This window comes from Pantoea sp. 1B4 (assembly GCF_016925765.1).
GTDB lineage: Bacteria > Pseudomonadota > Gammaproteobacteria > Enterobacterales > Enterobacteriaceae > Pantoea > Pantoea agglomerans.
Map to the genome: position 1 here is coordinate 1,328,898 of NZ_JAEUWZ010000001.1, position 12,213 is coordinate 1,341,110.

9 protein-coding genes and 3 pseudogenes are annotated in these 12,213 nt (G+C 53.5%); 4 read left to right on the top strand and 8 right to left on the bottom strand.

Going from position 1 to position 12,213, the window contains the following annotated elements; genetic code table 11:
- Positions 1-42: 42 nt before the first annotated feature.
- Positions 43-1,912: pseudogene (locus JNO11_RS06380) on the bottom strand (Lon protease family protein).
- 53 nt (positions 1,913-1,965) lie between these two features.
- On the opposite strand from JNO11_RS06380, the pseudogene matP reads away from it, so the two are divergent.
- A pseudogene (gene matP, locus JNO11_RS06385) lies at positions 1,966-2,434 on the top strand (macrodomain Ter protein MatP).
- 97 nt (positions 2,435-2,531) lie between these two features.
- On the opposite strand, the gene ompA reads toward matP, so the two are convergent.
- Both ompA and sulA read right to left on the bottom strand, forming a co-directional pair.
- Complete coding sequence (ompA, locus tag JNO11_RS06390) at positions 2,532-3,602, bottom strand: porin OmpA (protein WP_010255028.1); 1,071 nt, start codon at positions 3,600-3,602, stop codon at positions 2,532-2,534.
- A 351-nt stretch (positions 3,603-3,953) separates the two neighbouring features.
- Positions 3,954-4,445: an SOS-induced cell division inhibitor SulA gene (gene sulA / locus JNO11_RS06395; protein ID WP_064690094.1), complete on the bottom strand. Its 492-nt coding sequence runs from the start codon at positions 4,443-4,445 to the stop codon at positions 3,954-3,956.
- Between the two features lie 210 nt (positions 4,446-4,655).
- Here sulA and JNO11_RS06400 point away from each other — a divergent pair, with 210 nt between their 5' ends.
- A complete protein-coding gene (locus JNO11_RS06400) occupies positions 4,656-5,285 on the top strand; it encodes a TfoX/Sxy family DNA transformation protein (RefSeq protein WP_022625925.1) in 630 nt (209 codons plus the stop codon).
- Here JNO11_RS06400 and yccS read toward each other — a convergent pair.
- Together yccS and JNO11_RS06410 are read right to left on the bottom strand one after the other, a co-directional pair.
- On the bottom strand, positions 5,282-7,423 hold the full coding sequence (gene yccS, locus JNO11_RS06405) for a YccS family putative transporter (protein ID WP_227438656.1): 2,142 nt from the start codon (positions 7,421-7,423) through the stop codon (positions 5,282-5,284). The two genes, JNO11_RS06400 and yccS, sit on opposite strands and share 4 nt — an antisense overlap.
- 1 nt (position 7,424) lies before the next feature.
- Complete coding sequence (locus tag JNO11_RS06410; protein WP_052270881.1) at positions 7,425-7,865, bottom strand: YccF domain-containing protein; 441 nt, start codon at positions 7,863-7,865, stop codon at positions 7,425-7,427.
- Positions 7,866-7,988: 123 nt separating this feature from the next.
- Here JNO11_RS06410 and helD point away from each other — a divergent pair.
- Positions 7,989-10,044 (top strand): annotated as a pseudogene (gene helD, locus JNO11_RS06415) (DNA helicase IV).
- Position 10,045: 1 nt separating this feature from the next.
- On the opposite strand, the gene mgsA reads toward helD, so the two are convergent.
- Entirely contained in the window at positions 10,046-10,504 is a 459-nt protein-coding gene (gene mgsA / locus JNO11_RS06420) for a methylglyoxal synthase (RefSeq protein WP_010246657.1), read from the bottom strand.
- A 69-nt stretch (positions 10,505-10,573) separates the two neighbouring features.
- Positions 10,574-11,215: a DUF2057 family protein gene (locus JNO11_RS06425; RefSeq protein WP_325177082.1), complete on the bottom strand. Its 642-nt coding sequence runs from the start codon at positions 11,213-11,215 to the stop codon at positions 10,574-10,576.
- Between the two features lie 176 nt (positions 11,216-11,391).
- Here JNO11_RS06425 and JNO11_RS06430 point away from each other — a divergent pair, with 176 nt between their 5' ends.
- On the top strand, positions 11,392-11,811 hold the full coding sequence (locus JNO11_RS06430) for a CoA-binding protein (RefSeq protein WP_010669789.1): 420 nt from the start codon (positions 11,392-11,394) through the stop codon (positions 11,809-11,811).
- 31 nt (positions 11,812-11,842) lie between these two features.
- On the opposite strand, the gene hspQ is transcribed toward JNO11_RS06430, so the two are convergent.
- Positions 11,843-12,160: a heat shock protein HspQ gene (gene hspQ / locus JNO11_RS06435; RefSeq protein ID WP_010246651.1), complete on the bottom strand. Its 318-nt coding sequence runs from the start codon at positions 12,158-12,160 to the stop codon at positions 11,843-11,845.
- Between the last annotated feature and the right edge of the window lie 53 nt (positions 12,161-12,213).

Here is a 12,213-nt window from a genome sequence, read left to right on the forward strand (position 1 = left end):
ATCACGAATATTAGCGAACAGTTGTACGCTGAGCAAATCGGATTAACGGTGGTTGAACCAGTTAAGCCAGCGCAGCGCCCAGGGACGTTGCGGACCGTCCGGCTGGTTGAACAGGCTAATGCGTTCCTGGATGGTATTCAGCAGGCAGTCGCCCAGGCCATCCTCGGTACTCCAGATTTTACCGGTCAGCAGCGGTAGCGCTTCATCGGCACGGTCAATTGCCCAGATATGGAAATGACCCTGTTCAACCGCACTGACAACCGCCTGGCTGAGGCTGAGATGACGGACATTGCTGGCGGGAATAATCACGCCCTGCTGACCTGTCAGTTCTCGCTGATGGCAGATATCAAAAAAAGCCTTCGATTTTCTCATTCAGTCCGCCCACCGGTTGTACGTTGCCGAACTGATCAACCGAGCCGGTCACCGCAATTTGCTGATTGATGGGCTGATTAGCCAGCGCGCTGATTAAGGCACAGAGTTCAGCCAGTGAAGCACTGTCACCATCCACCTCGGAGTAAGATTGCTCAAAGACCATTGAGGCCGAGAAGGGCAGTTGCTGATCGAGTTCCAGTTCGGCAATCAGGTAAGCCTGCATAATCATCATGCCTTTGGCATGAATATTACCGCCCAGCTCCGCTTTACGCTCGATATCCATGAATTCACCATCGCCGGGATGTACCACGCAGGTAATACGCGAGGGATCGCCCCAGGCACGGGGATGGCCAGGATATTCAACGACCGACAGGCCATTAATCTGACCAACCACTTCGCCTTCTGTTTCAATCAGAATCTGTCGCAGCAGGATCTCGTCACGCATCCGCTCATTGAGATAATTCTCGCGCCACAAACGCGCTTCCAGCGCATCACGCAGCGCTTCAGCGTTCAGTTCATCGCCCATCAGGGCCGATTCGCGCATCTGGCGTTGTAGCCAGCGGGGGCAGAGTGGCAGCGTCTCCTGATCGCCGCTGTAGCGGACGCCTTCTTTAATCAGTTCTGGCCAGAAGTCCGCTTCCGGCTGGGGCAGACCCGCCTGTTGCGCCAGTTCGATGTTCCAGCGACACCAGGCAAGCATGTCATCTTCATCCAGAATCTGAATATTCTCTTCAAATTCAGTATAGATGGCCATTTCGTGAGCTTCGGGATCCAGCTCCTGAAATTCTGCCAGCGCTTCCCGATCGCCACACAGGACCAGTTTCAGATTGAGGGGCAAGGGAGGAATCGAGACTGGCAGCGGCCGGCGTTCATCCTGAGATGTCCACTCAACATAGCCCTGCTCAACACACTTTTTCAGGCGCAACCAGAGAATCGGCTGCGTCATCAGGCTACGCAGTGAAAGCAGCAGCGTGCCGCCATTAGCACGATGGATCAGGCCCGGTTCCAGCTGGATGCGATCTTTATACTGGCGCACGCAGCCAAACAACTGCTCCATCTCAGTCCATTCAGCAAAGTGAATACCACCCTGACTGGTGAACGGGCGTTGAGGATCGGAGGGGGGCTGGAGCGTGACGTTGTCGGCCATGATATGGTAATCACCGCCGAATAGAGTGGTACTGTCGGCCATGACCCGCTCTGCGGCCTGGGCAATGAATGTCAGATAATCGCGATTCTCCTGGCTACGAACCAGCAGTAACGGGAAACCCTGCGTCTGGTGGTGTAAATGCGCCAGTGCATTCAGCAACCGGGGCTGTACCGTTGCCAGAGCATCAGTTTCTTCATCAGCAATTCGGGAGAAAACGGATTGGTATTGCGCGCTATCTGGCTGTAAGGTCTGCCACGTAAGTTGAGTGCTGGTCAAAATAATCGCATTTGTCTGTTTTAAGAAAAGCGAGATTATACAGGATTCACCCTTGTTAAGCACTGCAGACTTCCTGTTGAAGATGTGATGGTGACAGCATGTTTTTCGTTGCTGCATCCGGGAAAAAAGCTGTTATTCTTAGTTCGTTACGTGATCACGATGAGATTCCGATGAAATACCAGCAACTCGAAAATCTTGAATGTGGATGGAAGTGGAAATACCTGGTGAAAAAACATCGGGAAGGTGAACTGATCACGCGTCACCTTGAGTTAAGCGCGGCGCAGGCAGCAGTGGATAAAGCTGCTGGCAATGGAAAATAATCCGGTTACAGTGAATGAATGGATCGCAGAACATATTCACGCTGATCTGGATAACCGACTGAAGCAGACCATCCGAGCCCGACGAAAACGCCATTTCAACGCTGAACATCAGCATACGCGAAAAAAATCGATAGACCTGGAGTATCTGGTCTGGCAGCGACTGGCAGGTCTGGCACAGCGGCGCGGCTGCACGCTCTCTGAAACGATTGTTCAGCTGATAGAAGATGCAGAACGTAAAGAGAAATATGCCACTCAGATGTCGAGCCTGAAGCAGGATTTGCAGGCGATTCTGGGTAACTCCGGTTCAGAGAGCGAATAATCGGGCAGGGCAATCAAAGCCTTCATCTCTCAGTCCGGTTTTATTACCGGCATAAAAAAAACCCCGCCTTAGCGGGGTTTTTTTATTACGTGTAAACTTAAGCCTGTGGCTGAGTTACAACGTCTTTGATACCTTTAACGTCGATTTCTACACGACGGTCCGGCGCCAGGCAGTCGATCAGGGCATTACGGCCTTTCACGCTGTCACAGGTGTTGCCGGTAACTGGGTTAGATTCACCCATGCCACGTGCAGAGATCTTGTTAGAAGGAATACCTTTAGATACCAGGTAATCTACGACTGACTGAGCACGTTTCTCAGACAGTTTCTGGTTGTACTGCTCTGAACCGATGCGATCGGTGAAGCCCAGTACGACAACGGAACCATCTTTAGGATCCATTGAGCTCAGCTGGCTGTACAGCTGATCCAGAGCCTGCTGGCCTTCTGGCTTCAGGGTAGATTTGTTGAAGGTGAACAGAACGTCAGACTTCAGAGTGAAACGCTTAGTTTCAACAACTGGAGCTGGTGCTGGAGCCGGAGCTGGCGCCGGAGCAGCGACGTCATCCTGACCGAAGCGGTATGAAACGCCTACGCTCAGCATGCCGTTGTCTGGACGAGTACCAACGGTCTGTGCATCACCGATGTTGTTAACCCACTGGTAATCCAGACGGGTAGCCCAGTTTTTGGTCAGCGCATATTCAACACCAACAGCAGCCAGCGGAGATACGCCGGTGTCGTGGTCGCTGATGCGGCCAGTAGTTGGGTTAGTCTGCGTTGAGTCTGCACGCCATACCATGCCGCCCAGACGAGTATACACGTCCAGATCGTCATAGATTGGGTAGCTCAGTTTAGCAGCCAGCTGAACGCCCTGTGCTTTGAATGCGCCGTTAGTCACGTTGCCTTTGTTAGGCATGCGACCCAGCCAGTCATAGCCCAGCTCGAAGCCCAGGTATGGATTTGCCTGGTAACCAACGAATGCACCTGCACCCAGCTGGCTTTCATGAGTTGGACCGTCATTGTTTTCGTAACCGTTACCGTAGTAACCAGTGTCGTGATACTGAGACCAGCCCAGTTTAGCACCGGTGTACCAGGTGTCATCTTTCGGAGCGGCCTGCGCTACGGTAGCGAAGCCAGCCAGTGCCACTGCAATTGCGATAGCTGTCTTTTTCATTTTGCGCCTCGTTATCATCCAAATAGGCAATGAGCAAAAAGGTTGCTCTTGGTTTAAATCCTTCGCCGGGTCAAAACGCTCGCTTATGACTCTACCGCAAAAAACGGAGGTTATTGAGCACCCTGGCGAGCTAAAGTCTACAACGAGATTGGAAACTTACAAGTATGATGTGAGGCGCTTATGTAAAAAAAACAGCGATTTATACACAATTTCTAACAATTAGGCTGGTCTTATTGCCGCGGCAAAAAGCCCTAAAAACTTGCTAAACCATTGTCAACGCTCGAACTAACAGAATCAGTGGTTTAGCTGCGACAGATAAGAAAAATAGCTTGGGAAACTTCTGATTTTTACTTAATGAAACAAATCCGACTGAATTTTTATCGCAGTTTGCGGTCTGAGAGGCGCTTCTGATGTCCCGCTTGCACGCAAAATCAATCCCAGCGCTTCACCCTCTGCCGCCGCATTTTCAAGTTGACGTCGTTCATCTTCGTCAAGATCGTAAGGAATCCATGCCAGAACGACACTGTAATTTCCTGTACGCAATGCTTTAACCATCGCTTCAACCGCATTCAGACGTTCAGAATCGGCGATATGCATACTTTTATCCAGTGGTAATCCTGATTCCTGCAGCCAGGTGCGATTCAGTTTATATGCCGGTGTTAACCACAACTGCCAGCGCGATTGCTGACTCAGCTGCTGCAATAATGGCAACAGTAACATCTGCATCATACCGGGCTGTTCGCTGTAGCGTAACTCAGTAATTCCACCGCCCTGAGAGGCCGGAACGGAAGTGGACGCATAATGATGAGCATAGCGTGCATTATTAGGATGTTGTGTTCGCATAAGTTAATCACCAGCAGTGGACTGTATGAATATACAGTACTGTCATCCTGGATAAAGATCAACCCAAATTTCTGAAAACGCCTCGCAAAATCGCGACAAGATTAGTTGAAACGCTATTTATTCATTGAACCCGTTGACGCTTTTTTTTATCTTCTAATTACCTGATACCCAAGGTAATTTACGATATATTTCTTACATGGAGGTGGTGCAATGAAAAAGGTGAATCCGGTTGTAGAGCGCTCCAGAGCGCGCCTGGCCCCATTAGGAACAATAGAGTCGCGCACCCAGTTCGGAGGCTATGCCCTGGCTGTAGAAAGTGTGGTTTTTGCCTTAATTAATAAAGACGAACTCTATCTGCGTGCCAGTGAACCTTTGCGGGAATACCTTACAGATCGTCCGCTGCAACCCCTGATTTTTCGCAAGCGGGGCAAGCTGGTGAGTCTCAATTACTTTCGGGTCGATGAGGCGTTGTGGCGCGACCCTGACCATCTGCTGGCGCTCTCCGCTGCCTCTTTAGAAACGGCGCAACTTGAGTTGCAGGACCGACAATCCTCACCGCGGTTAAAAGATCTGCCAAATCTCAGCGTACGTATGGAGATGATGCTGTACGAGGCGGGCGTCATGAGCGTCAATCATCTCTACCAGATGGGGGCTAAACAGTGCTGGCTGAAGCTTAAAGCGATCAACCAGCACGTTGGGTTCCAGACGTTACTTGCGCTGCAGGGGGCCATCACGGGCCACCATGCCGCCGCGCTGCCGCAGGCGACACGGGCGGAGCTGAATGCGTGGTTCCAGCGCACGCTTTTATCAAACCCCAATCTCAGAAGCGGCGAAGGCTAATCAGTGATTAGCGTGCGGCGCAGGCGAGCCACATCGGGCATTAATGCCACCAGCAGACCGAGTTGCTGGAGCACCAGCGGCGCACGCGTATCCGCATCTGCGGCCAGCTGGCTGATTCGCTGAGCCAGTTGATGGCGCATCGTTTCTACGTGCTCATCGCTGACAACTTCCGTTTGCAGCACATCCTCCACATAGCAAACCGTATCATCCAGCAATGTCAGCAGTTCGGGTGCGGTAATTTTATCGCGGTGAGCGCCCAGCGCAGAAATGTAACTCAGAAACGAATGGTTGGAGCAAAGCAGTTGAAAAGCCGAATCGCGCAGCTTCTGGCTGGTGCGACTTTCACTGCTCATGTTTGAGACCACTGACGCCAGTTCAGCATCCGCGTTATGCGCATCACGCCGTGCAATGCGATAGGCGAGACGGTTATCTTTGCCCTGATGATATTGCTCCATGATCGCGTCCAGATAGCGGCAATTCGCTTTCAGCGTTCGTTCTGCCACGGCAGGTAACTGACGAAAGCGCCAGTCTGGCCAGATAAACGCGACAGCCAGCCAGGCCAGCCCACAGCCCAGTAGGGTATCCACTACCCGCGGCAGGGCAACTTCAAATCCTTCACCCAGCAGGTTAAAGCAGAGCAGCACCAGCAGAGTGATAAACAGCGTGGCCTGTGCATACTGCACCTGCCTGAAAGCGAAGAACAGGACGCCCGTGATCACTATCAGGATTAACTGACCTTCAATCGAAGGCACCAGCCATAAAACGGGCAGACCAATCGCAATCCCCGCCAGCGTTCCGCCGATGCGCAAGGCCAGTCGTCGCTGCGTTGCATTGTAGTTGGGCTGGCAGACAAACAGGCTGGTCAGCAAAATCCAGTATCCCCGCTCCAGCCCGGTTACCTGAATAAAACCATATCCAATACAGAGCACCACAGACATCCGAACCGCATGCCGGAACAGCGCCGATGCGGGCGAGAGGTGGCGGCTGAAGCGCAGCCGGATATCACTCCAGCCACTCAATCCTTCGCGTGACAGCAGATTGTCACTGTGCTGAGGATCTTCACCGGCCAGCGTCTGTTCTGATTCGATCGAAGCAAGCTGTGCGTCGATGGCGCGCAGGTTGCGCAGCAGCCAGAAAAGAGCACGGGTATGCGTAGCGTCAGGATCATGCTGCTCCAGACGTTCTATCGCTTTCTGTAATCGTTCAAATGCACGCTCAAAACGGCTGTCATGCACCCACCTTTGACGCATCAGAATGCAATGTGCCAGCTGGCGACAGGCCTGAGCCTGCATATTCAGCAGGCGCTGAAAGCGAAACAGAATTTCGTTGTAGCGCCAGTCGCCGCGCAGCAGATGATATTGCAGATGGGAAGAGCTGGCCCGTTCATGAATATCCTGCGCCACAAAGTAGTAGTGCAGACTACGGCGGGTGCCGCGCGACCCGCGATCGCCGCGCAGACGACTCTGCAGTGTGGTCTTGGTCAGATTAAGTTGCGCCACTAACTGGCTGTTGACCATCGCCGCATCGATAAACGCGGCATCATCCTGATCGCCTGCGTCGGGATCGAAAAGGTTCGCTTTGGCATCAAGGTAACGCGCCAGTTGTGAAAAACTCCCGGCCAGTTGCTCCTGCACCGGCCGGACCGGAAACATCAGATGGCCCAGTAATGTCAGCAGGTTGTACCACAGCGCGCCGACCAGCAGCAGCATCGGCTGCATATACCACTGGCTGAACAGTCCGATGCCGAGCATGGTATAGACCGCAATCAGCAGAGCACCAAAGGCGATAGTCGCATAGCGCTGGCCAAGGGCGCCCAGCAGAATAAAGCCCCAGGTCGAGATTGCCAGCCCGATAATAAAGGCGAACGGATAAGGAAACAGTAACTCGACTGAAACCGAGGCGATGCAGAAGCAGAGCAGGGTAATCAGCAGATTCTTCAGGCGACCGGCCAGGCGATCATCAAGATCGGCCAGCGCAGCAGCGACCACTCCCAGGGTCAGAGGGATCGTCCACTCAATCTGATGCAGCCACCAGGGAATGGCGGCGCAGCCACTCAGTGCAAACAGGATCCGCAGCAGATAGCGCCACGTACTGTTAAACAGATATTTGCGCCAGCCTGGCACGGCATCCGACATCATATTAGTAGCGGCGGGCATTGGCTTCGCGCGCGGCGCGCGCCTCTTCCACTGATACCACCCTGCGGCCAACCGGCCAGAGCGCGATAGCGGCGATCTTAAAGTTCGCAATCCCTACCGGAATACCGATGATACTGATGCACTGCACAATCCCCACGGAGATGTGCGAAAGGCAGAGCCACCAGCCGAAGAAAATCAGCCAGAAGATATTCAGAAAGGTGCCGCCGGTATTCAGAATATGACTCTTACTTTCCGGACGCAGTACATCAATATGCACCGCCTCGTTGCCAAACGGCAGCAGCGAGAGTTTGGTGATTTCCCAGCAGGAGCGGGTCAGCGGCAGGGTAAAAATCAGCACGATGCTGATTAACGTGGCAAACAGCCAGCTCAGGGTGGTGAAAAAACCGCCCAGAACAAAATTAAGAATATTTAAAACGGTGCGCATGATCTTCTTTTCCTTTTGCATTCCGCAAGATGTGACGCCAAGTTTAGCCTGTTTTAAGGCTGGAGCGCTAAGGGTCTGACAGGTAAACTCCCCCTAATCCTATTCTCTGACGTTGGTGTCGGCGTGGAACTGAAAGCAACCTCGATGGGCAAACGGCTTGCCCAGCATCCTTATAATCGTGTCCGTTTGATGGCGGCAGGCGTCGAAGTCAGCGGCGATAAGCATGAGTATCTGATCCCCTTTAACCAGTTACTGGATATCGCCTGCAAGCGCGGGCTGGTGTGGGGCGAGCTGGAGTTTTTGCTGGCCGATGAAAAAGTAGTCCGCCTGCATGGCACGGAATGGCAGGAAACGCAGCGCTTTCACCACTATCTGCTGCAGGCCTGGCAGAGCTGGAGTCTGGAGATGAGCGCAGTGTGCCGCGAGGTGCTGCAGGCGCTACGCGACGAAATCGAGGCGTTTGGCGCGCAGGATCGCTGGCTGAACCGCCACGAGTTGCAGGCGCTGAAAACCAACATCCTCAAACAGTTCGATGCATTGCCGATGCCGCTCTCCCGCTTAAAAGATTTTGCTGACTGCCGGGATAACTGGCAATTCTGTCAGCGCTGGCTGGAGCAGGGCGAAACGGCGTTGCGGCAGCGAAACCGTGACTGGACGGCCGCCATGCTCAACCGCTATCAGGATTTCTTTGCCAGCGTCGAGAGCACGCCACTCAATCAGTCGCAATGTGAGGCGGTGGTTAATGGCGAGAATTCTCTGCTGGTACTGGCAGGCGCGGGCAGCGGTAAAACCTCGGTGCTGGTGGCTCGTGCAGGCTGGTTAATGCAGCGCAAGCTGGCCAGCGCCGATCAAATCCTGTTACTGGCATTTGGCCGCCAGGCGGCTGAAGAGATGAACGCACGTATCCAGTCGCGGCTCTCCGCTGATGACATCCAGGCGCGGACTTTCCATTCTCTGGCGCTGCATATTATTCGTGAAGGCAGTAATAAGCAGCCGGTTATCAGCAAACTTGAGAGTGATGCCGATGCGCGTCGCACGCTGCTGATTCAGCAGTGGCGGCAGCAGTGTCATGAGAAGAAGGCGCAGGCAAACGGCTGGCGTCAGTGGCTGCGTGATGAACTGGAGTGGGAGTTGCCCGATGGGCCATTCTGGGAGGACGACAGGCTGGCAAACCGGCTGGCGTCACGGCTGGAGCGCTGGCTTGGTCTGATGCGCATGCATGGCGGTGCGCAGGCAGCGATGATCGCCGACGTGCCCGAAGAGATCCGCGATCTCTTCAGTAAGCGCATCAAACTGATGGCACCGTTGCTGAAAGCGTGGAAGAGCGCATTAAAAGAGGAGGGCGCGGTCGATTTTTCGGGTCTGATTCACCAGGCGATTGCCATTCTGGAAAAAGGACGGTTTATCAGTCCGTGGAAACACATTCTGGTGGATGAATTCCAGGATATCTCGCCTCAGCGTGCCGCGTTGCTGAGCGCATTACGCCAGCAAAATAAGCGTACCGCACTGTTTGCTGTTGGGGATGACTGGCAGGCCATCTACCGCTTTAGTGGGGCGGAGATGACGCTGACGACGGCATTCCATCACTATTTTGGTGAGGGAGACCGCTGCGTACTGGACACAACCTACCGTTTCAACGATCGCATCGGCGACATTGCCAACCGGTTTATACAACAGAATCCGCAGCAGCTGGCAAAACCGCTGAACAGCATTACCAAAGGCAATAAAAAAGTCGATTTCGCTGCTGGCACAGGATCAGCTGGAAGCCTTGCTGAACAAACTCAGCGGTTACGCGAAGCCTGATGAGCGAATTCTGCTGCTGGCGCGTTATCACTATCTGCGACCGGATTTACTGGATAAAGCCAGAACCCGCTGGCCAAAGCTCAATCTGGAATTTATGACGATTCATGCCAGCAAAGGTCAGCAGGCGGATTACGTTATTCTTCTGGGATTACAGCAGGGTAAAGAGGGCTTCCCGGCAGAGGCGCGCGAATCGATCATTGAACAGGGCTTATTACCGCAGCCAGAAGCGTTCCCTGATGCAGAAGAGCGCCGTCTGGCCTATGTGGCACTGACGCGCGCGCGTCAGCAGGTTTTTCTGATGTTCGATAAGGTAGCGCCGTCACCGTTTGTCGATCACTTCCGCGAGCTGGGTGTGCCGGTGCTGCGTAAAGCCTGAGTTACTTCAGACGATCGGCCAGATAGCGCTGATAGTCGGGGATCATAATCTCTACACTTTGCGCAAACAGTGGCGACTGAATGATAAAGTCAGCCGTGGAACGGTTAGTGGCTACCGGGATATTCCATACGGTAGCCAGACGCAGCAGTGCTTTGACATCCGGATCGTGCGGCACTGCGTTGAGTGGATCCCAGAAAAAAATCAGTGCATCGATCTTCCCTTCCGAAATCAGCGCACCCACTTGCTGATCGCCGCCCATCGGGCCGCTCAGCATGGCTGTCACATTCAGACCCGTATCGCGATTGATCAGATTCCCGGTAGTGCCGGTGGCATAGAGGATGTGCGATTCCAGCGCGGGCTGGTTTTGTTTCACCCAGTCAAGCAGGGCGGCTTTGCAGTGGTCGTGGGCGACCAGCGCGATATGTTTTGTGGTGCCGAGGGTACGAACAGTCTGTTCCATAAAGGCGTCCTGGTAAGGCTCATGCGCAAGAAGAGAGAGCACGAGTGTACCTCTGGCCTTTCGACTCTATCAACTCGTACGTAGCATTTTGACCAGCGTCAGAAGCTGCTGACGCGTGGCTTCATCGAAGCGGTGAAACCAGCGGTGCAGCGAGGGCAGTTCGGCCTGAGTAGTCCAGTCCAGATCGGCGGTAAGCCGGACGGAAGAGGGCGTTGCAGAAGGGGTATTTGCAAACCGCGGCACAGAGGCAATCTGGCGGGTGCGATTATAATTCAGCATCGCTTTTTCCATATCTGCGGATGTGGTGACCGGCAGGTGGTCGCGCACGCTGGTAATCTCCGTGCCTTTTTCATCCACCAGCTGAAAGTTCAGGCTGCGGTCAAAATGATAACGCTCGCGTTTTGTCTCCAGCGCAGGCAACCGAATGGTAATGGTTTTGGCAACCGCGGTGAACGTGACGATCATCGGCACCGACTGATAAGCGATGACGTTCTCATTCTGACCTTTGCGCTGCTGCTCTACCCGAAACAGAAACTGATGCTGACCGCGGTCCAGCTCCGGGCTGTCTGCGCCTTTGAGGAGGGAGCCTGAAATTTTTCGACCATCCAGCACCAGCAAATCGATCTGAGGATCGAGCTTTAATGTGATGGCAGAACAGGACGCCGAAACGAGGAGGGTAATTAACCCCGTAACAGCCAGCGACAGCTTCATTTCAACTCCGGTAACTGAAGACACAAAGGATGGTGTGTAGCAAATTCTTACATTATGGCAGTTAATTTACATTTAAACATATTTATTCGTGCGCGGGTTCAATTAATTTCGCTGAGGACTTACCCGCTAAAGGGCACGCCAATCTACACTCAACACTGGCCTGAAAGGAGATAAACATGAACGATCAGACAATTCGTGAGGTGCTGACGCGCACCCAACGTATCGCCTTAGTCGGAGCAAGCGATCGCCCCGAACGTCCCAGTTACGGTGTGATGAAATATCTGCTCGACCAGGGATATGAGGTGATCCCGGTCAGCCCGAAACTGGCAGGGAAAACGCTGCTGGGGCAGCAGGGGTATGCCAGCCTGGCGGATGTACCGGGCAAGATTGATATGGTGGATGTCTTTCGCAATTCTGAAGCCGCGTGGGGCGTGGCGCAGGAGGCTATCGCCGTGGGGGCAAAAACATTATGGCTGCAGCTGGGTGTGATTAATGAGCAGGCGGCGGTACTGGCACAGGATGCGGGCATGACGGTGATTATGGATCGCTGCCCGAAGATTGAAATTCCGCGTCTGGGAATAACGCGTCAGAAATGATGAGTGTGGCGGCAGAGCGTGCCGCCACAGATTAATGTCGCAGATGAGGTGCCTGTAATTGCTGACGTACCGATGCTGCCAGCTCATCCATTGAAGGCTGCTCAGGGTGTTCAATGCTGGTTTCGCCGGAAAGCTGAATCTCAGCAACGTAGGTATGTACCTGATCGCCTTCCTCATCTTCCATCACCACATGATACCAGGGCGCGGTGCGCATTTTCTCTTCCGCGCCAACATCTTCAATTTTAGGCTCATCTAACGAGTATTCAGGATCGACATCGACGATAACGCCCAGTACGCCGGACAAACGATGACGAACCTGCTGACCAATACCAAATTTACTGGCAATCATTGTGACCTCCGAAAAAAAGCTCTCTTACCAATATGGGGGCAGGAGCCGTTTTT

What these genes read in the sequence shown, in the direction of transcription:
- ompA (WP_010255028.1), bottom strand. Translation starts at nt 3,602, where the DNA reads ATGAAAAAGACAGCTATCGCAATTGCAGTGGCACTGGCTGGCTTCGCT.
- sulA (WP_064690094.1), bottom strand. Translation starts at nt 4,445, where the DNA reads ATGCGAACACAACATCCTAATAATGCACGCTATGCTCATCATTATGCG.
- JNO11_RS06400 (WP_022625925.1), top strand. Translation starts at nt 4,656, where the DNA reads ATGAAAAAGGTGAATCCGGTTGTAGAGCGCTCCAGAGCGCGCCTGGCC.
- yccS (WP_227438656.1), bottom strand. Translation starts at nt 7,423, where the DNA reads ATGATGTCGGATGCCGTGCCAGGCTGGCGCAAATATCTGTTTAACAGT.
- JNO11_RS06410 (WP_052270881.1), bottom strand. Translation starts at nt 7,865, where the DNA reads ATGCGCACCGTTTTAAATATTCTTAATTTTGTTCTGGGCGGTTTTTTC.
- mgsA (WP_010246657.1), bottom strand. Translation starts at nt 10,504, where the DNA reads ATGGAACAGACTGTTCGTACCCTCGGCACCACAAAACATATCGCGCTG.
- JNO11_RS06425 (WP_325177082.1), bottom strand. Translation starts at nt 11,215, where the DNA reads ATGAAGCTGTCGCTGGCTGTTACGGGGTTAATTACCCTCCTCGTTTCG.
- JNO11_RS06430 (WP_010669789.1), top strand. Translation starts at nt 11,392, where the DNA reads ATGAACGATCAGACAATTCGTGAGGTGCTGACGCGCACCCAACGTATC.
- hspQ (WP_010246651.1), bottom strand. Translation starts at nt 12,160, where the DNA reads ATGATTGCCAGTAAATTTGGTATTGGTCAGCAGGTTCGTCATCGTTTG.